Origin of the sequence: Bacillus sp. J14TS2 (assembly GCF_018333015.1) — a bacterium.
Lineage (GTDB): Bacteria > Bacillota > Bacilli > Bacillales > Bacillaceae_C > Lederbergia.
Genome location: NZ_BORE01000007.1, coordinates 95441 through 116637, shown reverse-complemented (window position 1 = coordinate 116637; position 21197 = coordinate 95441). Strand labels below are relative to the sequence as shown.

The window sequence follows — 21197 nt, the reverse complement described above, 5'->3', positions numbered from 1 at the left end:
TGTGGATAAGTTATAATTTTGAGTTTTGTCATCCAGCTCCAGCGCCTAGCCCCTCGAGGTCAAATAACCCTGAACCTATGAAGGGAAAAAGCCCCTTCCTAGGTTCAGGAACATTTGCTTGTCGGAGGCCAACAGGATGCTGGTCAGAAAGGTGTTGCGCCAGGACGGCGCGAATTTAGCCTTTCTTCCTAGTTCAAGGCGCTTGCGCTTTTGTTCTTGTTAAGGAAACTATAAAATTGCCGCTTGTGGATAACTAGCTTATGTTGCGGTTCGGCATCCAGCTCCAGCGCCCAGCGACTAGCAAACTTTCAGCTTCTTCCTACGATAAGTCAACATCCATTCGCTTTCCAAGCTCATGGTGTTTCCTTTATCTCGTCAGAAGCTTAAAAAGTTTGTACGTCGCTAAACGGGCGCTTGCGCTTTTGTTCTCTCTATGGAATTTTTCCTTCAAGTATTGCCTCGATATAAATATGTGGATTTGTTAATGTGTGAGCTGCATCACGCACATATGGAGCAAGGTATTCCGTGCCAAATCCTAGTCCGATTGTGCCGACTGTCAGAAGTAGGCAAGGGATAATCAACCCTTTCCTTAACGGCATTTCATCTTCTATTTGAATAATGGTTTCTCCCCAAAAGCTATTAAGAAAAACACGGAGCAGTGAATATAGAACAAAAATACTTGAAATAATCGCGAGCGCTGTAAGGAGATAATGACCTGTATCAATCGCGCCTTTTCCGACCAAAACTTTTCCAATGAATCCACTAAGCGGTGGAACTCCTGCTAGGGATAGAGTGACGATCAAGAACAGCCAGCCTAGTAAAGGATAGTTCCCTATAAGTCCGCTCATTTTATCAATTCTAGCTGTTCCCGTTAAAGCAATAATGGTTCCTCCTAACAAGAATAATAATCCTTTCACGACCATATCGTGAATTAGATAATAAATGGAACCTTCTATTGACACTGCTGTGGATACAGCAAGTCCTACTAATATAAATCCAACAGCAATGACGACATTAAAAGAAATAATTTGGCGAAGATCCTTAAAGGCGATCGCACCAATACTACCAGCGATTAATGTGAGACCGGCCATCACACCGATGATTGTGTGGGTAATCGCAGGCTCATGATAAAATAACAAGGTGAAAATGCGAAACAGAGAGTAGATTCCCACCTTCGTTAGCAAGGCTCCAAATAATGCAGCAATCGCTGTAGGTGGAGCACTATATGCACCCGGAAGCCAGAAGTATAGCAATAAGCCTGCTTTTAAGCTAAAGACAACAAGAAATAAAATACTAATGACAGTTAAAATAGGTGTTTGTCCAACCTCTGCTATTCTGTATGATAAATGGGCCATATTCAAGGTACCCAATGTTCCATATAAATAGGCGATCGCTACTAAGAATAGCCAAGAAGAAAGGACATTGATTGCAATATACTTAATCGATTCTCTTAGTTGCTTTTTCGTCCCTCCGATGGCGGCAAGTATATAGGAAGCCAATAACATTACTTCAAAACATACATAGAGGTTGAAGAGATCCCCTGTTAAGAAAGAACCATGGACACCCGCAATCATAAAGAATATAAAAGGATAAATAAATAGCTTTTCCAGTTTTTCATCCAAAGAATAAAAAGCATATAATAAGCAAACTGCTGATACAATCGATGTCGTCAGGACAAGCAACATGGAGAAGGAATCTGCGACAAAAAGAATGCCAAACGGCGGTTTCCAGCCCCCAAAGTCCAATCGAAGGATTCCTTCTGTTTGAATTTGATTTAATAGAAATATACTTATACCAATTGTTAAGAGCAGGGATCCGATGCTAAGCCATTTTTGGATTCGAATACGTCGCCGTAGGAAAACCAGTAAAATGGCTGTTAGAATCGGGATCACCATTGGTAAAACAATCATATTATTCATCATGAGTCCCTCTTAATTGAGCAAGATTATCGGTGCCAAGCTTACGATGCGTCCGGTAAGCTAAGACAAGAAACAAAGCTGTTACGGCAAATCCGATTACAATCGATGTTAAAATGAGAGCCTGGGGAAGAGCGTCTGTATAAGCGAGCGGTTTTTCCCCAATAATGGGAACACTTCCGGTTTTGAGGCCTCCCATTGTCATAATAAGTAAATGAGCGGCATGGGATAGGATGGCAGACCCTAGGATTACACGAATTAAATTTTTGGAGAGAAATAAATAGGTTGCGATCATTACTAAAATCCCCGCCAGAATGATCATTAATGTTTCCATTGGCTACACATCCTTACTAATACTTGAAATAATCGTCACAACCACTCCAACAACGACTAAGGCGACTCCCGCCTCAAATATTGTCACAGTTGTGAGCTCCGTCTCGCCTAGAAGTGGCAAGTGGAAGTGATGAAAGACTTGCTTTAAAAAGGGGGCACCAAACAGTACGGCTCCGACGCCCGTTGAAACAGCAATGAAGGCTCCTAATGCAGCTACTAACTTAAAATTAAATGGTATCGCCTTATGAATCGTTTCAGTATCAAAGGCGAGACAGAGTAAGACAACGGCCGCAGCTAGGACGAGTCCCCCGATGAATCCCCCGCCTGGACTATTGTGGCCGGACAAAAATAGATAAACGGCAAGGGTTAATATAATAAATACAACGACTTTTGCAACCGTCTGTAAAATCACATCATTGATCTTCAAGTTTTTCCTCCTCCTTTATCCCTTTGCGCTGAATAAGACTATAGACACCAATACCAGCAATGAAGAGGACGACGACTTCGAGCATTGTATCGAAGGCCCTGAAATCTCCTAAGATTACGTTTACGATATTTTTTCCTCCTGCAAGCTCATAGGCCTCTTCAAAATAACGAGAGATGGTTTCAAATAAGTTTCCACTATTCACAGCTAAAGCGACAAGGATGAATAGACTCCCTACCGAAACGGAGATCATTATGTTTGTGATTTTTGTTTTTCGTTTTGTATTTTCCTTTTTCCACTCTGGCAGGAAATGGTAACAAAGTAAAAATAAGACCGTTGAGATGGTTTCGACAACAAGCTGGGTAAGAGCCAAATCAGGTGCGCGAAATACAACAAATAGTACAGCAACCATATAGCCAAGTACACTATTTAATAGAATGGCTGTTACGCGAGATTTGGCAAATAAGATAGAAACACCCGCAATCACCATGACAAGCACAACAATCCATTCATAGACCCGAACCGGCGCATCTCCTGACATATCGAATGAAAAGGCGTTTGTGTAAAGATAAGTTCCGCCTGTTACGACAACTAGAAAGAGAAAGATATAAACTAAATAATCCCGTAAATATCCTGTCAAATAGAATTTTGTGAATGTTTTGGAACGCCCCTCTGATTGTTCCAATAGACTGTCATATAAAGTATTAAAACTCCACTTTGGTGGAAATAACGAATAGATTCCCTTCCATTTTCGAAGGAAGATGTATAAGAACGTACCAAGGAGGATGACACCGATTGTCATCGCAATTTCCATATTCCATCCATGCCAAGGAGAAACCGTTTGGCTTAAATCAAAGGATGGTGTAAATGTTGGAAAAATACTATACATCGCTGGAGTGATGATATATTCACCTAAAACATTTGGGAAAAAGAAAATACCGAGCACTAATATTGCTAATATGACAGGAGAAATGATCATACCTATTGATGCCTCATGAGCCCCATGTTCAAGCTTTTTCTCTTGATAGGTTCCTGTAAAAGTTTTAAATACAAAGATCATGCAATAGACAAAGGTTAGGATGCTCCCAACCCAGGCGATGATCGGAAAAAGAATGCCCCAGGTATCTAAAGAAAACAGATCAAGCTGATGAATGTTAAGGACAGCTGTAAAAAACATTTCTTTACTTAAAAAGCCATTAAAAGGCGGTAATCCTGCCATAGAGAAACACCCGGCTAAAGCGACTGTGAAGGAAATCGGCATAAAGGACATTAAACCACCAAGTCGGCGGATATCGCGAGTTCCTAATTGATGGTCTATAACGCCAACAATCATGAAAAGCGCACCTTTGAAGGTAGAATGATTAATTAGATGAAATAGTGCTGCAAATGTAGCAAGTGTGAAGAGCACTGATTCTTCTTGTACACCTAAATGATAAGCGATGGATCCTAAACCAAGCAGGCTCATAATTAAACCAAGCTGACTAACAGTAGAAAAGGCGAGCAATGCTTTTAAATCTGTTTGTCGAATGGCTCGGAAAGATCCCCAGAACATTGTGACAAGTCCTACACAACTCACCAACCAGAACCACAAGGCTTCACCGCCAAAAATAGGTGTAAAACGTGCTACCAAATAAATTCCCGCCTTGACCATTGTAGCGGAATGGAGATAAGCACTAACAGGAGTTGGGGCTTCCATTGCATCAGGTAACCAAATATGAAATGGAAATTGTGCAGATTTCGTAAAAGCGCCAATTAAAATCAGAACTAAGGCTGGGATAAATAAAGGATGCCCCGTATATTGATCAATCGATGAAATGATCTCACGAATACTTGCTGAAGCAGTCATGGAATAAAGCATGATAAATCCAGTTAGCATAGAGAAACCACCGCTAACTGTGATTAAAAGCGCCTTTTGAGCCCCATTCCGGGAACCTTTTCGATGATACCAAAATGCGATTAATAGGAAGGACGAAATACTCGTTAGTTCCCAAAACACATACAAAACAAATAAATTCTCTGAAAACACAACGCCTAGCATTGCGGTCATGAATAAAAGTAAATACACATAAAAAGTGTGAAGGGATTCCTTCGATGATAAATAATAAATGGAATAAAGGATGACCAAGCTTCCAATTCCTGTGATTAATAGTGCAAAGATCATGCTAAGACCATCTAGATAAGTCGTAAAGTGAATGCCATAGGTAGGAATCCATTCGATTGTATGGAGATATGTTTCTCCAGACGCAACAGAAGGAATGAAACTTGCAAGCATAATAAATAGGATAATGGGAACAGCTAGAACAATCCATCCTATATGAAAGGGTAATTTCTTTTTAGAAAGGTACGGTAAGAATAATGCAATAAATAGGGGGATGACTATTGTTATGTTGATGGATAACAAAGTGAAACCTCCAATCTGTCTTGCCTCTATGTTGTGAACGCAGTCCTAATCCCCGTAAACACGTTAAAAAAGGCAGAAAACAATTTAAGATTTAATATGGACAAAATGGTAAAAGAAATACATGAACGATGGCAGAAGAGTAGCAAGCGAATCGAGATATGGGCATATGAGGTCCACGGATTGTGGGGGAATGGCTGATCCTTAGCCGTTCTTCCTATACTAAAGGCGTTTGTGCTATTCTTAATCATTTATGTGTGATACAGGATAATTGTTGCCCATATACATTTCGTTATTTTATGTATACTATATACAATAGTATACACGAATCCACTGGATAACGCACATGAGACGATTCTAAAAAAAATACGTATTTTTAGGATGAAATATGTTATATTGGATCAATAATGAAAATGATGATTAAAAAGTGAAGAAAAAATGAAGAGGTGGAATGACTCATGAGAAGAGTAAAGGGTCGTATGGATGAGTGTATTCTCGTCTGTGTTTATTACGGTCCGAATGGGGAGCGTCTTATTAGGCGTGGCTCTAAAATAGCGAATATGGTAAATTGCCCATTCTATATATTAACGGTAGATCCACGGCCATATGATGAATTTGATGCGGAAAAGTCGGACTATGTGGAACATTGGAAAGAGCTGGCAGACGAATTAGGGGCTGAAGGATTTATTTTGAAGGATAATGAAAAGCGTCCGTCAGCGAAGGTCATCGCAGATGTTGCCTATCATCATAACGTAACACAAATTATAATTGGTGAGACCGCGCAAAACCGATGGGAAGAAATTACGAAAGGATCTTTTGTGAATGTTTTATTGAGAGAGATCTCTTTTGTTGACCTGCATATTGTTTCGGTTGATCGCACCATCAAGAGTGAAGAAGATGACATCTATGAAAAAGGCATTCGTTGTTTCCTAGTGAAGGATGAAAACGGTGGTTATCAATTAAGCTTCACTCTATCTAAACGATCCTGCTTTGAAGGAATTTTCTACAAGGAAATTGGCACAGACTTTAACACAGGCGTTTTTAAAATTGTTGTGAGTGGGAAAACCTGTCAGATTCACGTAACCGATAATCAAATTATGGAACCAGAGAAGTTACCAACATGTTCTAACTAGATGAGTTGTTTCAAAAGGATACATCCTTTTGAAGCAGCTCTTTTTTAAAAAAAATATATAGCTGGTAATGTTTGAACGTCTAAAATGCTTTAAAGGAAACATGCCTGCAACCGGATGAATCCTTTTTAAGAGAAGATCCGTATACTTTGTTATCAGGTTGCACGCACTTTAATGATTATATGAAAATAAAGGATGTGTCATTCTTGGCAGAATATGAAGATAAAGTAAGAGATGAATTGGTCCTATGGCAAAGGAAAATTGTAAAACGATCGAGTCTTTTTAATCGAATGTCGAAAACGACGCAAACAAAGATGAATAGCTTGATTCCGGAAAAAGTCCATAATGTGGTCACTGAAAGTATAAAAAATATGGCAAAGGCAACACTTGCTGGCTCTAATGTGACAACGAAAAAAGAAGCATTTATGGAAGTCAATCTTTATGAACAAGACAAAAGGGTAAAGCAAAAGCTTACGACGTATAGAAAAACAGCTGTAGTAGAGGGGGCTGGTACAGGGGCTGGCGGTATTTTACTAGGTTTGGCTGATTTCCCCCTCCTGCTGTCGATTAAAATGAAATTTTTATTTGAGGCAGCTACGATTTATGGATTTGATACTAATAAATATGAAGAACGGCTTTTTATCCTCCATGTCTTCCAGCTGGCATTCTCTAGTGATGAGAAACGAAAGGAAACATTCGAGACAATTAAACATTGGGAGAATAAGAAGCGGGAACTGCTTGATATGGACTGGCGCGTTTTTCAACAAGAATATCGCGATCATATTGATTTGGTGAAAATGTTTCAACTAATTCCTGGAGTTGGTGCTGTTGTAGGTGCCTATGCGAATTATAATCTCCTTGATCAGCTTGGAGAGACAGCAATGAATGCTTATCGTTTACGATTATTAGGCAATTGAAATAAAGATGAAAGAAGAGTGGAAGAGTAATGAACGAACAACCTATATCGATTCGTCTATTGACTAGAGCTGACTTCAATGTCATCGAAGCGGCTTTTAAAAAGCAAGGATGGTATAAACCAGCTTCACAATTTGAACAATATGCTTTAGAGCAGGATAACGGGGAAAGAGTAATTTTTGTAGCCGAATACGTAAACGAGTTTGCTGGCTATGTCACAATAAAATGGCAATCGACCTATCCACCATTTTTAGAAAAGGGAATTCCAGAAATCGTCGACTTGAATGTGCTAATTCACAATCAAAATAAAGGGATCGCCACTAAGTTGATGGACGAAGCAGAGCGAATTGTCGCGGATACACATCCTGTCATTGGAATTGGCTTTGGACTTATGGAGGATTACGGTGCTGCCCAACGCTTATATATCAGCAGAGGCTACCTGCCAGATGGCCGCGGCATCTCCCAAAACGGAAAACAAATAAAACGTGGGGAACAAGTGCAAGTGGATGACGATTTAGCTTTATATTTAACGAAGGCTTTATAAGGTGCCTGAACCGCCAAAGCTTTTACCGAATTCCTGGATTTACAACATTCTACCTATGTTCAATCCTTATCTATTCGTGTAGCATAAACCCAAAATAGTTGTTTCGTGATAAGGAGGCGGCTACATGTTAGAAATGCTGGGGAATTTTCGTCATGGAATTCAGTCTACCTTAGAAAGAATCCAAACCACTTGGCAAACACTGGTTGGTAAGTTTCCGATCATCACCTATCTATATATGATTGTTTCGTGGATCTTTGTCATAGCTTTCATTATTAGTCTCTTTTTCTTGAAAGATTCACGAACAATGGTGGTCCAGTTCTTATGGTCTTTTTATCTGATCGTGCAGTTTTGGCTTCTTTGTCGAAGTAAAACGCTAACCTGGAAGCAATATACTCGTTTTTTCCTTGCGGGTGCTTGGTTTGTCGTTCCATTGACAGCCGTTATTGTTCTTCTCATTACAAAGTTATTTGGCAGTTTGTCTTCTGACTTTTGGAGTATGTCTATCTTAACCCCTATTATGGAGGAAGTTTTTAAATTATTGCCGCTAGCTGCATATTTATATTTGTCTAGACGAGCCAGTTCTCTAAGTCTCACAGACTATGCTTTAATTGGAGCAGCAACTGGTGCGGGCTTTCAACTCATAGAGGAATTTGCCAGAAGAATTGCAACAGGTAATATGTATGGATTTACTTTATTTGGCGGGCAAGTCCTTCATTGGGACTTCTTTACCCTTTTTCCCGGCTATATGGAGGAAAGCTTCCTCCCAACCCAAATGACAGCTAATCATGCCCTGTTAACAGCCATGATTACCCTTGCCATTGGCTTTGCTATAAGGTTTAGAAAAAAACTGAAAAATTTAACCTTTGTTGTGCCAGGCTTCTTTCTATTTGTCGCTATAGTGGACCATGCCTTGTGGAATGGCAGCTACCAATTCCCGGATTGGATTAGGGCTTTCCACGGATTATTAGGAAGCGGTTACCAAACAAAAGCTTGGTTTTTAATTATGTTAGGTATTGCTTTAATCATTGATTATACCGAGCTAAATAGAAATAAGGAGCAGATCCCGAGGCTGCCGAATGAAAAAGCCATTAACCCTTTCTCTGAAATTTGGAATTTGATCATTGCCTTTTTCAGAAGTCGCCAGCATTATGGGTTTTTATTGCATTTTTATCGAGAGCGTCGAGAGTTCAACTTGACTCTCCTCTATGGAAACAGCGAAGCTAAGGAGACGCGTCTTTCGCAATTAACGGAAAATGTTGAAAAATATTATCAAATCATTCTAGCAATTGCTGCGACGCTTTTAGTGATAATGATGTATAACGGATGGGAATATGTAGCTAGTGGCTACGAGGCCTGTTTTGCCTGTCTATTTGATAGCCTTCAAAATTGGTGGAATGGATTATCTGGTTGGGAAAAAGGAGCCATTTTTGCAGGAGCGTTCGCTTTAACGGTTCCATTTTTAGGTGTTTGGTCTGCGCTTGTAGCTGTTTCAACTGGAATTAGTCTTGCTGCAAGTGGAAAAGAGATTGCGGATGTGATCCGCCATCCGAAAAAGCTCATGAACCCTGAATATGCGGCAGCCTCAGTGCTGACGATTGGTATGAGCCGGCTGCCTTTTGGTAAAATTGTTTCCAAGAAAATACTAAAAGCAGGAAAAGGAATTGAACGCTTTGAGCTTACAACGGCTAGTGGCTTGACGTATCGAACATCTATTGGGAGTAAGGGAGAGCTTCGCTCAGTTTTTGCAAAAATCGAAAAGCGCCATTTGGGAAAGGGGACAGATACCAATGCTGCCTCAAGAAAATATGTAAGAAAGCTTGGAAAGTCAACGGATGATGCTGGACATGCGATTGGCAAGAATCTTGGGGGACTTGGCAATAAATATTCGGGAAATATTTTTCCGCAAAATCTGAGTGTAAACAGGGGATCATTTCGAGAATTTGAGAAATTAATTGCCAAAGAAGTAGCAGCTAATAAAAATGTATTTATCCGGGTTGTCCCTAAATATACGCCCGGTTCGACGAGGCCTATTGAGATAGCCTATCATGTGAGAATTGACGGAGTAATGATTAAACGAGTTTTCCCAAATCCATAAGGTGATACTTTAATCAGTGGGGATTTTTCAACGCACAGGATGTCGCGAACATAGTCTGCTTCCTTATCCTACACGGATGAGAAGATCAAAGGCAAAATTCGTGAATCCTGCGACCAATCTCCTGTTGGCCTGAGATAAAGAAAACACGATGAGCCCCTGCTAGTCGCTAGGAGACGAAGCTAGATTAGGGCAGTTATCCCTCACCTATGTTTCCCAGACTATACTAAAGCCTTAAGGTTGGGGGTTACTACTCATTAATGCGGGATAAATGACAAGGAGTTGAAGATAAATGTCCGGTTATGTTTTAAAAATAGATGAGGCAGAGCCACAGCAAAAGGAAAGCGATTATTCCTTTATTGGTGGTCAGCCTCGACTTCCAGAGGATAGGCCAATACCTCATTGTCAATTATGCGGTGCGGAGCAAACCTTCTTTTTTCAAGTCGCATTTCCAGCAGGTCATTTATGGGAAGGATTGACAATGGCTGTTTTTCATTGCACAAGCTGTGCTCATGAAGGGGAGCGTATTCCGGAAATATTGCCAGTTCCTTTAAAAGGGGCCGATATTCCGAAGGGCTTTCTTGAGTCCTACCAACGAAATTTTAAAATTGAAATCTTTGCGACGAAAGAAGGGGTGATTCGAAAAGACTATCAAGAGAACATTCAATTTAAACGTTGGATACTTGAGGCTGTAAACGGAGATCCCAAGGCTAATAAAGTGGGTGGGAAGCCTAATTGGCTTCTGGAAGATGAAGCGCCAGTCACTTATGACGGAAAAGTGCCGATGTTTTTCCTGATGCAATTAATGGAGGACTTTCAGTTTGAACTTGTGGATGATGCTCCACCGCAAATGCAAATTGGGTTGAGGGGTAACCCTGAGCCTTCTCAGGAACGGTATTATGAGCTTTTTTTGGCCAATCAGCTTTATTTTTTCGGAACGGAAGAAAAATCGGACCCGCTAGTTTATGTATTGACACAAATTTAAAGAGGGGCATCCATTGAATACCTCATCGATCAGGAATAATCGTATTCCGAATGGATACACACTTTCTTGGCGTATGGAAGATAAGGCCCTCCGCTAAGATAACATATTATTCGTCCTTGGAGTTTAACTCTTTATTATGCCCCAGCCTCTTTACCTTAGTATAGTGAAAAGAAAGAGAAAATTTTGAGAGGAGTTTCATATTTTGACAAATCCTATTTATCATCGCCTGCAACCTGCTCCTGTTCATGGGGGATACAAAGAGGAAGATTATTTTATTTGGTGTGGATCATGTGTAAAAGGGGAAGATGGAAGATATCATTTATTTGCATCGCGTTGGGAAAGAAATCTTAGTTTTGGTGCCAATTGGTTATTTAACTGTGAAGTTGTTCGAGCTTCTAGTGATACACCGGAAGGCCCTTACCGCTTTGAGGAAGTGGTATTGGAACGAAGGGGACGCACTTATTTTGACGGAATGAATCAACATAACCCTTATATACAGTATTGGAACGGTACGTATTATCTTTATTATATGGGTACAACATACGGAGGCCCTGTCCCAACGCCGGAAAATCCGCCATCTAGTGAGCGTATATTAGAGGTTTGGAATAATAAGCGTATAGGCCTTGCGACAGCAACTTCTGTATTCGGGCCCTGGGAGCGATTGGATAAGCCCTTACTGGAACCCCGTCAGGGTAAATGGGATGGTACGGTGACCACTAATCCCGCGGTAACGATTTTGCCCGATGGAACAACCTATATGATCTATAAATCACGAGAATATGCAGGCGCTACCCTTCAATTAGGGGTTGCGATGGCTGATCAGCCTGATGGCCCATTTCGCCGTCTATCAGATGCTCCCATCCTGAACTTCTCGGATCCCGATTTGCATGTAGAAGATCCTTTCTTATGGTATTCCGACAATCGTTTCCATCTGTTGGTCAAGGACGACTTCAAAAATAATTCCAATGGTTTAACTGGGGAATGGGGCGCTGGTGTCTATGCAAGTAGCACAGATTGCTTACATTGGGATATTCACAAAGGAAAAGCCTATTCACGAACAGTGAAATGGGATGATGGTACCCAGAAAAAAATGACGAATTTAGAAAGACCTTTTTTATTAATAGAAGATAATGTCCCCACCCATCTATTTGCAGCGACAGGCATCGGAGAAGTGTGGAATTTCGACCATACATGGAATATGGTTATTCCTCTTGCTTAACTAAAGCCCAAGACTGAGTTTCGATTTCAAAAAGGTTCACTAGATGGAGGAGATGTTGGTTTGCCGCAAGTTTGGGGAAATTGTGATAACGATATAAAACAGTTTGTGATCGAATTGAATGCAATTTTAGAAAATCATTTGGGAGATACATTAGTCGGGATCTATCTCCATGGTTCACTAGCAATGGGGAGCTATTATCGGCCAAAAAGTGATATTGATGTGATCGTTGTGGTTGATCAGAAACTTCCTGAGACTTTATCTGAAAACGTAGGAATAGCTATTGCCCGCCATGCTGAGAAGCGGCCGACCATCGGGAATATTGAACTTAGTGTGATCACCTCCAAGGTCGCGAAGGAAATACCGATCCCAACTCCCTATGAACTTCATTATAGCTCCGATTGGCATGAAACTATTTTACAAAAGAAGGTAGATTATCGTACTGAAAAAATTGATGAGGATTTGCCCTCACATCTGATGTATGTTGTGCAGCGCGGGATTTGTCTAGGTGGACAATCGATTGAGGATGTTTTCGGAGAGATGGACTGGGATGATTTTATGGCAGCGGTGCTTGACGATCTAAAATGGATTTTAGAAGATGATCATATTATCGAGACGCCTTTTTATAGTGTATTGAATATTTGCCGCGTGTTTCAATTGCTACATGAGAGAAAGGGAACAGTGCATAGCAAGGATGAAGGTGGGGAATGGGGACTTACACATTTTCCAAAAGAATATCATCCCATCATCCAACAAGCAATTGAAGTCTATCATTCCTCGAATCCTATTGAAGAACAGCAGAGGAAAATGGGTGGACGTGAGTGGGAGCGAGAACAACTCCTCGCTTTAAGGGATTATGCCCGTGTCCTTATGAAAGAAGGTAAAATACTAGATGTTTAGTCATTATGGCAAGCTTAGTACAGAACTTTATGATCTTACAAAACCGGTGGGACAGTCGATCAATGGCGATATCGACTACTATCTCAATCGATTAAAAAACGTTGATGGCAGAGTATTAGAAGCTGGGGTGGGTTCTGGAAGATGTCTTATTCCATTGTTAGAGAAAGGACTTACAGTAGATGGAATTGATTATTCTCTAGATATGCTGCAGTCGTGTCGAAATCGCTGTCAACAGCGTGAACTTACTCCTGAATTATACGAAATGCGACTAGAGGATTTTACACTACCTCATCAGTATCAGGCGATCATTATGCCAACAGGTACCTTTTGTTTGATCGAATCACGTGAAAAGGCAGTTAAGGTATTGGGAAATTTTAAGCAACATTTAGCAAGTGGAGGCCGTATTATCGTAGACTTATTACTTCCTTACGATTTTAAGGAGGGGGAAAGCACAACTGAAGTATTTTCTCTTCCTAATGGTGAAGGTATGACATTAGAAAGTAAATCTGTTCATATAAATTGGGTGGTACAGCGAACAACTACCCTTTTAAAATATGAAAAGTGGAAGGCTGGACACTTGCTTGCAACAGAATTACAGGAATTACAATTGAGTTGGTATGGAGTTGAAGAATTCACGTTGCTATTAAAAGAGCTAGGCTATCAAAATATCATTTGTTCTTCAAATTATATGCATGGCAGATATCCAACGGCTCCGGATGAAATCATTACATTTGAGGCAGAAGTTAGATGATTATTTGGGTGAATGGCACATTTGGTAGTGGGAAAACAACCGCAGCTTATGAATTGCAAAGAAGAGTTGAAGGGGCCTTTGTTTATGACCCAGAGAGGTTCGGCTATATGCTGATGGCCAATGTACCAAAAGAGGTTGCAAAGGATGATTTTCAAGATTATTCGTTATGGCGAGAGGCAAATTATCGTTTATTAAAACAGCTAGACCAAGAATACAATGGTGTTTTAATTGTGCCAATGACCTTAACAAATGAGCAATATTTTGACGAGATAATAGGCAGATTAAGAGAAAATGGTGTCATCGTTCAGCACTTTACGTTAAAGGCCTCTAAATCGACGATCAAAAAGCGATTATTAAAACGTTGGGAAGGGGAGAACTCATGGGCCTATCAGCAAGCTGAGGGGCGACTACAGAGTTTGGAAAATAGCCTGTTCAAGGAACATATCCAAACCGATAGTTTATCGATTGAGGAAGTAGTGAAAACAATTGCGAGATTGTCAGAGGTTGAGCTAAAGCCTGATCATCGAAACCCTTGGAGGAAGAAACTAGATCGCCTAGCTGTGTCGTTAAAGGAAATAGGAATTATCAAGCAAGGAAAGCATTGAAGGCGGTTGCTATACTAACTTTATTTTTAAAAAGAGATTTAAGGATAGGATATGAGGTGATTTTATTTTGAAAATGAGAACAGAGAAAGAAATGATGAGTTTAATTGTTGGGACTGCTGAGGAAGATAAGCGTATTCGTGCTGTGGTCATGAATGGTTCGCGAACGAATCCGCGAGCACCGAGGGATTGTTTTCAAGATTATGATATTGTATACGTCGTAAGGGATTTGCCATCTTTTACAAAAAATCATCAATGGATCCAGCAGTTCGGTGAGATTATGATTATGCAAATGCCTGAGGATATGTCTTTGATCCCTCCCGATAATAATGGGTTTTTTGTCTATTTAATGCAATTCACAGATGGGAACAGGATTGATTTAACCTTAGTTCCTGAGGAAAGAGCGGATGAACTAATTAGTTATGATCATGATAGTTTGAGTATCATCCTACTGGACAAGGATCATTTGCTCAAACCATTTCCTCCTGCTAGTGATCGGGATTACTGGGTACAGCCACCCACAGCAAAACAGTTTGCTGATTGCTGTAATGAATTTTGGTGGGTAAGTCCCTATGTTGCCAAAGGGCTATGGCGTGAAGAACTTTCCTATGCAAAAGAAACGATGGATATTCCTGTTAGAAATATGCTTATGAAAATGCTGGAGTGGCAAATTGGTATTGCCACGGAATTTTCTGTTAGTGCAGGCAAAAGCGGGAAATACTTTAAGCACTATCTTGATGAGCCAACCTGGGAGCAATTTGTCCAAACCTATCCGAATGGAGAGTATGACAATATATGGAAGGCGCTGTTTGTAATGGGAGATTTATTTCGAACATCTGCGCAAAAGGTTGCCGCTCATTTTGACTATCAATACCCAGAGGCAGAGGACATAAGAGTAACAGCCCATTTGCATCATGTTTATTCCTTGCCAAAGGATGCCAAAGCAATGTATTAGCTGGAGAGGGAAAATGGGGAAATAAATTATTGAAAATTCACTCTAAACGTTCTGTGAGATCTGCTATTCTAGCATTAGACATACATCTTGAAAAGCCCCACAAAAATACAAAGGATAAGTAAAGTTGTTTGCGATTCTCAAATCGCCTTTGTCATAAGAGTAGCTGTCCAAACTTGGACAGCTATTTTATAGAGTGGCGTATAAATACTCCCGTATAGATGTGAAATACTGTCGTATAGCATAAATTACTGTCGTATAACACCAAATACTCCCGTATAGACACGATTTACTCTCGTATAGAAAAATATAATTATTCCTCCAGTAGTGCAATCACTCTACTCCGCATATAATCATAGGCATCCTTGTCGTTTTTCTTTGCAAAGAAGCGAAGGCCATCAATCCCTTTAAAGAGCAAATAGCAGCGTAACCTCTCATCAAAATAAGGAATGTCTTTTCCGCTTTCGATCCACGATTTTCTTACTCGCTGCGGAAATTCAAGATGTGGCGACCAGAAATGTAAACCAGCAAGATCAAACATAAAGTCACCATACATTGCCATTTCCCAATCGACTATGCCTGTCACTTTCTGTCCATCAGAGAGCATATTGCCTAGATGAAAGTCACCATGAACAAGATGTGGTTCAGAAGGGGAATAGTCAGCCAGGGCCATCATTTTGTCAAAGCCTTCCGTAAACAAAGTTTCCTCTAAAAAGCTATCCGTATAGAATCTCGTCCAATTGTGATGGAAACCTTCTTGGGCTGGATCGAAAAAATGAATCAATGTTTCCTGCCAATTCCTTTGGCCAGTTACTTGGTTTGCTGTGATTGTTCCAAAACCAACGGCTGGATCAATTGGAATTTGACTCATATATGTAAAATGAATGGCCAATTGATTTAAAATCGTCTCTACTTTATTTTCTTCATCCCAATCACTTATTGCTTTACCCGCTGCCTTTTCGCTGATGGCATAATACATATCAGGCAGACTTCCAATTTTAACTACCTTTGGAATAGGAAGAGAGGGAGAAGAGTATTTTTCATACATATATTTTGCTTTATCAAACGATTCCCGATCACTTTTAAAATGAACCACATATTCCTTTTGTAGATGGTTGAAGCTAAATACTCGACTAAGCTCTCCCATCTCAATCGCCGTCACATTGGAAATTGGTTCTTTAAAAAGATCGTTTAGTTTGCTAGTTGCCTCATAAACATCCATATGCAATTTGAAAGACTGCATTTTAAGGCTCCTCCCATATTAAGTTTTTGTTGCCATTTATAGAGTTTTCATTTAGAATAATAAATAGTTCTTTATTGAGAACAAATGAGACTTTTATAGAAAGAAGGCACATAAATGGATGTAAAAAGAGTTCGTGACTTTCAACAGAAACAAATCTTATCACCCGATCTCTCGAAAAGAGCAGAAGGCGGCCATCAAGATCGTCAGTCTGAAGAGCTTTTGAGAGTTTTACAAAGAATCGAAACTAAATTAGATGTTTTACTTATGCAGAGACCAAAATGATGATAAAAGGATGAGCTCTTTACTTGCCTCTCCAGAAAGTAGACCACACCTTCCTTAATTGTGGTTATTTCGTTTGGAGAAAACGAGAAAATATAAATTCAGTAAGAAAGAAGATGGCTAACCCTGATATCAGGATGACAAAAGAGCTTTGAATAAGGGATGCTCCTTTGAAATTTTCAAAGACGGCATTAATAAAAAGAATCGAACTCCAAAAAATAAAAGTAATCGTTAAGGCGAAATGGACCGCCTTTGGCTGATGGTTAGAATTTTCTTTGAAAAAGATAAAACAAACCTCCCTTTTAGTAATATCATGCAAACAATACCCATGATTACATACAAACCATGGATATTGTTCAAAGTTACCTTCCTACAATTCCTATTCCAAATTGCGTTTTTGTTGCAATAATTGTTGGAATTCCTCTTCTAATTCTGGCGAAGGTTCAATACTCAGTCGACTGAGGACATCAGTTATTTTCGTCTCGAGTAAAAGTCGCTTATCCTCTGATGCATCTCGCTCCGTTTTTACACTTGCTTGTTTATATTCCTTATAACTTCCATCAAAAACCTGTAATTCCTGCTTTTCAATTATTAAAATTCGATTGGCAATCGATTCAATGAAACGACGATCATGAGAAACAAAGATGACGGTGCCTGCGTAGCCCTGGAGCAAGGATTCTAGTGCCTCCACAGCTTGGATATCAAGGAAGTTTGTCGGCTCATCCATGATAATAGTATTAATATCACTTACAAAGATTTTGGCAAACGCGACTTTGACACGCTCACCGCCACTTAAGACAGACACGTTTTTATAGACATCCTCACGGAAAAAGTGCAGTCTTGCAAGCACAGTGCGGATAAAACTTTCTTCTTGTGTGGAGGTGGAGCGAACATTTTCCAGAATCGATTGGTCGAGTTGTAAAACATCTAAATTCTGACTAAAATAGCCAATTTTCACAGCAGGGGAAAAGTGTATACCTTGTTCTTGACGAAGCAATTTCTTGATAAGCGTTGTTTTTCCGCTGCCATTCGGTCCGATAATAGCTAGCTTATCCCCGCCCTTTACCTGAAAATGAGCCGGTTGCCAAAGGATTCGCTCTTCGATTTTCCCTAAGACATCCTCTACCCTCAGAATGATCCGGCCTTTAAACGTTTCTTCGTTCGGTAGATTCATTTTAATCGATGGCAATTCCTTCACTTTCTCCACTTTTTCTAATTTTTCTAGGCGGGTCTCAATCGATTTGCCAGCTTGACGAAGCTTTTTTTGCTTATTGGCGAAATATGGCTTTGCCCCTTTAATCCTTGCATCGGAAGCACTTAAGTTTTTCGGGGTTTTTGTAGCACGAGCTGCTTTCTGTTCTTTTAATACGAGTGCCTCCTCTAATTGTTGCTTTTTCCGTTCGTATTGTTCATAGGCGCTCTCTTGTTGCCTTCGTTCTAATTCTTTTTGGGCCGCATAATCAGCATAATTTCCTTTGTATTCATTGATTTGTCCTTCCTCTAATTCCCAAATGGACGTACATAGAGCATCAAGGAACGCCCGGTCATGGGAGACGAGAATGAAGGCTCCTGGCCATCTCTGTAATTGTTTTTCAAGCTTTTCAATATGTTCCGTATCTAAATTGGTAGTCGGTTCATCAGCAAATAAGAGGTCTGGCTTCTTGGCCAACGCTTGATTAATATACTCCTGGGTCACTTCACCGCCACTTTTAGTTGTATTCGTCTTTTTTAATTGAGGAAGGAGTTCGCTCTCAGCATAAGAGTCAACCTTTCCAGATTCTGGTTGTTTTTCTTGTGCTAATAGCTCTAATAAGGTTGTTTTTCCGCTTCCATTTGTTCCAACTAAGCCAATCCGATCATTTGCTTGGATTTGCAAATGATCTGTCTCAATTAATAGGCGATCCTGCACATAATACTTTAGCTCGGTTGCTTCTAGTAACATCATCGAATCATCTCCATATTTTAAAATTAGGAGACAAAAAAGCCTCCTATATCCATCAGAATAGGAGGCATACGGGTAACACAAAAAGAGACCTAACTCCCTCTTTTTGCCCAACATGTAAAACCAATCCTATTCCGAAAAGATCGTTCGAAGACATGTGAAAGTAAACAGATCAATATCTGTGCTTTACCACGTTTCGTTCGACTGTTTTCAAAAAATAGGATTAGTTTCGCATCTAATTGGGTCACCCTTCCGTTTTTAGTTACTGTCACTGTAGCAGAGGGGGAGGAAAAAGTCAATGCGGGCTTGTCCAAAGTTTTCGCATTTCTGTAAAATAATAACGTCTATAAATTTAGGTAACTTACACTTGAAAATAGGTGTAAATTATCCCTCTAAGAGCACTGTGTAAATGATTTGTTTCCCATGTATTGTTATTATTCGTGGAGGTTGTCGTTTTTGTAATTTCCCCCTTTTGGTAACATCTGCTTTTTTTAGCCAATCTAAATTCGTTGCATTGGTATAAATGAACTTATTATATTGGAAGATATCTGAATCGATTTGGCTGTTGAATTATTGTTGGTAGGAGATGAACATCCAACGAGTAGGACTAAAAGTAATAAATGGTATATGATTGTTTTATTCATTCCTTAAGTAGAACCTTTTTGAATATATTTCTGTCAAAAAGTAAAAAATCCTTTTAAAAAGCTTTGAACCAAGCGGATTTCAACAAATGACTGTTCATAAGGGTTGCCGAAGCAGTGAACAATAGTATAGTGTAATGACAATGTTTGTAATGGAGTGGTTCAGATGACGAAAAAAGTGCTCATTTGTTTGAGCGTTCTTGTGATAGGGATGGTGGCTTATTTCTTCTGGCGAGGTTGGCAGGAGCAGTCCGCTCCAAGTAGTAAAAAGAATCAAGAGGAATTAATAATGTCTATTTTTAGCGAGGCCAAACTAGGGAGAGTTCCAGAAGTTCCTTTGGTTGCTGGAGAGTCCAGTCCTCAGGAAGTCTATAAGCTATTGGGAGATGCTGATAAAACCGACACACTTGCTGAAGGGGTATATCAACATTATGACGATCAAGAAATGACGATAGGCTCGCGGACAGATCGGGTGGTGGATATTCGTTCCTATGCCTCTGAACTAAGGGGTATTCATTTAGAAACCATTGAAAAATTAAAAGGTAAACCAGATGAGATTCGCTATTATCAAGATGAACAAGTCGACCAAATGATCTTAGTATACAACATGACGAAGAGTGAACAATTGAAATGGATATTGCCAAAACCGACAGAATCGGAACAAAATCCAGCGGTTGATCATATTTCGCTTTATTCGGATTCGGCCAAAGCAATAAGAGCGCAAAAGAATGTAACCGAGCAACTGAATGATATGAATATACGTGAAAAAATCGGGCAAATGATTTTTGTAGGGCCAGATGGAGCAGAGCTGGATGAGGGGACAAAAGAGCTAATCACGCATCACCAAGTTGGCGGCTTTATCTTCTTTTCAGAAAGTCTGCAAACTTCGGAGCAAATGCTCACGTTATTAAATGACATAAAGAAAGAAAACACGCAGAATCCCTTTCCGCTTTTTCTAGGGGTGGACCAGGAAGGTGGGCAGGTTTCCAGGTTCCCTGATGATATCTTGTCTCTGCCAACGAATGAAGGGATTGGGATGTTGAACAATTCAACCTTTTCCTATCAAGTGGGGCAGGTACTTGGAGAACAACTTAAGGCATTTGGGTTTAATCTTGACTTTGCTCCTGTGCTCGATGTTAACAGTAATCCAGATAATCCTGTGATTAATGATCGTTCATTTGGGCCCGACCCACAGCTTGTGAGTAGGTTAGGGATTGAAACAATGAAAGGAATTCAATCACAGCAAATTATGTCTGTGATCAAGCATTTTCCTGGACATGGGGATACGGCCGTTGATTCTCATTTAGAGCTTCCTATCATTGAGAAATCTGTTAAAGAAATGGAGAAGTTGGAGCTCATTCCGTTTCAAAAGGCAATCGATGAGGGGGCTGATATGGTGATGGTCGCCCATATCTTAATTCCAGAAATAGATCCTGCGTATCCATCCTCCATGTCAGAAAAGGTGATCACCAACTTATTGAGAGACCAACTTCATTTTACCGGTGTTGTTGTGACTGATGATATGACGATGAAGGCGATCACAAATCAATATGAGATGGGGGAAGCAGCCGTCCAATCTGTTAAGGCAGGAAGTGATGTGGTCTTAATTGCCCACGAGTATGACAAGGCGAAAGAAGCGATCGAGGCACTTGTTCATGCAGTAGAAACGGGTGAGTTGAGTGAAAAGAGAATCGATGAAAGTGTACGCAGAATTTTAGAATTAAAAAGGAAATACGCCATTCAAGACCAACCTGTTAAAAAGGTAGATGTACAGAAATTAAATAAAGCGATGGAAGAATTATTACAGGAATATCCGGAAGAATAAAGAAGCTGGGACATAACTAAAATGTTAAGCTCCAAAGACGAACAATGCATGACCTTAGCGACTCCTGCGGGAAGTGAGAGTTCGGCAAGACCCCCAAAGCCTGAGGAGG

18 protein-coding genes are annotated in these 21197 nt (G+C 40.1%); 12 read left to right on the top strand and 6 right to left on the bottom strand.

The window, feature by feature from the left end; translation table 11 throughout:
- Positions 1-431 precede the first annotated feature (431 nt).
- Genes KI375_RS12270 through KI375_RS12255 form a run of 4 tightly spaced genes read right to left on the bottom strand, consistent with a single transcriptional unit; the run spans position 432 to position 5074 of the window.
- Positions 432-1919, bottom strand: coding sequence for a Na+/H+ antiporter subunit D (locus KI375_RS12270; RefSeq protein ID WP_212973793.1), 1488 nt, complete (start codon positions 1917-1919; stop codon positions 432-434).
- On the bottom strand, positions 1912-2250 hold the full coding sequence (locus KI375_RS12265; protein ID WP_212973792.1) for a Na(+)/H(+) antiporter subunit C: 339 nt from the start codon (positions 2248-2250) through the stop codon (positions 1912-1914). Before KI375_RS12265 ends, KI375_RS12270 begins: the two co-directional genes overlap by 8 nt.
- 3 nt (positions 2251-2253) lie before the next feature.
- Entirely contained in the window at positions 2254-2676 is a 423-nt protein-coding gene (locus tag KI375_RS12260) for a Na(+)/H(+) antiporter subunit B (RefSeq protein WP_212973791.1), read from the bottom strand.
- On the bottom strand, positions 2663-5074 hold the full coding sequence (locus KI375_RS12255; RefSeq protein ID WP_212973790.1) for a Na+/H+ antiporter subunit A: 2412 nt from the start codon (positions 5072-5074) through the stop codon (positions 2663-2665). The genes KI375_RS12260 and KI375_RS12255 overlap by 14 nt, the downstream gene beginning before the upstream one ends.
- 455 nt (positions 5075-5529) lie before the next feature.
- Here KI375_RS12255 and KI375_RS12250 point away from each other — a divergent pair, with 455 nt between their 5' ends.
- The 10 genes from KI375_RS12250 (at position 5530) to KI375_RS12205 (ending at position 15161) form a co-directional block, all read left to right on the top strand.
- Complete coding sequence (locus KI375_RS12250; protein WP_212973789.1) at positions 5530-6204, top strand: adenine nucleotide alpha hydrolase family protein; 675 nt, start codon at positions 5530-5532, stop codon at positions 6202-6204.
- A 203-nt stretch (positions 6205-6407) separates the two neighbouring features.
- Positions 6408-7118, top strand: coding sequence for an EcsC family protein (locus KI375_RS12245; RefSeq protein WP_212973788.1), 711 nt, complete (start codon positions 6408-6410; stop codon positions 7116-7118).
- Between the two features lie 29 nt (positions 7119-7147).
- Positions 7148-7660 carry a GNAT family N-acetyltransferase gene (locus tag KI375_RS12240; protein WP_212973787.1) on the top strand — a complete coding sequence of 171 codons (513 nt, stop codon included), beginning with the start codon at positions 7148-7150 and terminating at the stop codon, positions 7658-7660.
- Positions 7661-7784: 124 nt separating this feature from the next.
- Positions 7785-9755, top strand: coding sequence for a PrsW family glutamic-type intramembrane protease (locus tag KI375_RS12235; RefSeq protein WP_212973786.1), 1971 nt, complete (start codon positions 7785-7787; stop codon positions 9753-9755).
- A 289-nt stretch (positions 9756-10044) separates the two neighbouring features.
- Entirely contained in the window at positions 10045-10737 is a 693-nt protein-coding gene (locus KI375_RS12230; RefSeq protein ID WP_212973785.1) for a hypothetical protein, read from the top strand.
- A gap of 202 nt (positions 10738-10939) precedes the next feature.
- Positions 10940-11956 carry a glycoside hydrolase family protein gene (locus tag KI375_RS12225; protein WP_212973784.1) on the top strand — a complete coding sequence of 339 codons (1017 nt, stop codon included), beginning with the start codon at positions 10940-10942 and terminating at the stop codon, positions 11954-11956.
- A 60-nt stretch (positions 11957-12016) separates the two neighbouring features.
- Positions 12017-12853, top strand: a complete 837-nt coding sequence (locus tag KI375_RS12220) for an aminoglycoside adenylyltransferase domain-containing protein (protein WP_212973783.1) — start codon at positions 12017-12019, stop codon at positions 12851-12853.
- Positions 12846-13604 carry a class I SAM-dependent methyltransferase gene (locus KI375_RS12215; RefSeq protein WP_212973782.1) on the top strand — a complete coding sequence of 253 codons (759 nt, stop codon included), beginning with the start codon at positions 12846-12848 and terminating at the stop codon, positions 13602-13604. The genes KI375_RS12220 and KI375_RS12215 overlap by 8 nt, the downstream gene beginning before the upstream one ends.
- Complete coding sequence (locus KI375_RS12210) at positions 13601-14209, top strand: AAA family ATPase (protein WP_212973781.1); 609 nt, start codon at positions 13601-13603, stop codon at positions 14207-14209. The genes KI375_RS12215 and KI375_RS12210 overlap by 4 nt, the downstream gene beginning before the upstream one ends.
- 73 nt (positions 14210-14282) lie before the next feature.
- Positions 14283-15161, top strand: coding sequence for an aminoglycoside 6-adenylyltransferase (locus tag KI375_RS12205; protein ID WP_212973964.1), 879 nt, complete (start codon positions 14283-14285; stop codon positions 15159-15161).
- Positions 15162-15471: 310 nt separating this feature from the next.
- On the opposite strand, the gene KI375_RS12200 is transcribed toward KI375_RS12205, so the two are convergent.
- A complete protein-coding gene (locus tag KI375_RS12200) occupies positions 15472-16401 on the bottom strand; it encodes an aminoglycoside phosphotransferase family protein (RefSeq protein ID WP_212973780.1) in 930 nt (309 codons plus the stop codon).
- 114 nt (positions 16402-16515) lie between these two features.
- On the opposite strand from KI375_RS12200, the gene KI375_RS12195 reads away from it, so the two are divergent.
- Positions 16516-16683, top strand: a complete 168-nt coding sequence (locus tag KI375_RS12195) for a hypothetical protein (RefSeq protein ID WP_212973779.1) — start codon at positions 16516-16518, stop codon at positions 16681-16683.
- A gap of 376 nt (positions 16684-17059) precedes the next feature.
- Here KI375_RS12195 and KI375_RS12190 read toward each other — a convergent pair whose 3' ends face one another.
- The gene (locus KI375_RS12190) at positions 17060-18625 is read right to left on the bottom strand and encodes a Vga family ABC-F type ribosomal protection protein (RefSeq protein ID WP_212973778.1); all 1566 of its coding nucleotides are present in this window, start codon (positions 18623-18625) and stop codon (positions 17060-17062) included.
- Between the two features lie 804 nt (positions 18626-19429).
- On the opposite strand from KI375_RS12190, the gene nagZ reads away from it, so the two are divergent.
- Entirely contained in the window at positions 19430-21088 is a 1659-nt protein-coding gene (nagZ, locus tag KI375_RS12185; RefSeq protein ID WP_212973777.1) for a beta-N-acetylhexosaminidase, read from the top strand.
- The last annotated feature ends 109 nt before the right edge of the window (positions 21089-21197 follow it).

Excerpts from the sequence above, each read along its gene's own strand:
- KI375_RS12215 (WP_212973782.1), top strand. The coding sequence starts at position 12,846 with ATGTTTAGTCATTATGGCAAGCTTAGTACAGAACTTTATGATCTTACA.
- KI375_RS12235 (WP_212973786.1), top strand. The coding sequence starts at position 7,785 with ATGTTAGAAATGCTGGGGAATTTTCGTCATGGAATTCAGTCTACCTTA.
- KI375_RS12200 (WP_212973780.1), bottom strand. The coding sequence starts at position 16,401 with ATGCAGTCTTTCAAATTGCATATGGATGTTTATGAGGCAACTAGCAAA.
- KI375_RS12205 (WP_212973964.1), top strand. The coding sequence starts at position 14,283 with ATGAGAACAGAGAAAGAAATGATGAGTTTAATTGTTGGGACTGCTGAG.
- KI375_RS12210 (WP_212973781.1), top strand. The coding sequence starts at position 13,601 with ATGATTATTTGGGTGAATGGCACATTTGGTAGTGGGAAAACAACCGCA.
- KI375_RS12250 (WP_212973789.1), top strand. The coding sequence starts at position 5,530 with ATGAGAAGAGTAAAGGGTCGTATGGATGAGTGTATTCTCGTCTGTGTT.
- KI375_RS12265 (WP_212973792.1), bottom strand. The coding sequence starts at position 2,250 with ATGGAAACATTAATGATCATTCTGGCGGGGATTTTAGTAATGATCGCA.
- KI375_RS12240 (WP_212973787.1), top strand. The coding sequence starts at position 7,148 with ATGAACGAACAACCTATATCGATTCGTCTATTGACTAGAGCTGACTTC.
- KI375_RS12270 (WP_212973793.1), bottom strand. The coding sequence starts at position 1,919 with ATGAATAATATGATTGTTTTACCAATGGTGATCCCGATTCTAACAGCC.
- nagZ (WP_212973777.1), top strand. The coding sequence starts at position 19,430 with ATGACGAAAAAAGTGCTCATTTGTTTGAGCGTTCTTGTGATAGGGATG.
- KI375_RS12195 (WP_212973779.1), top strand. The coding sequence starts at position 16,516 with ATGGATGTAAAAAGAGTTCGTGACTTTCAACAGAAACAAATCTTATCA.
- KI375_RS12230 (WP_212973785.1), top strand. The coding sequence starts at position 10,045 with ATGTCCGGTTATGTTTTAAAAATAGATGAGGCAGAGCCACAGCAAAAG.
- KI375_RS12190 (WP_212973778.1), bottom strand. The coding sequence starts at position 18,625 with ATGATGTTACTAGAAGCAACCGAGCTAAAGTATTATGTGCAGGATCGC.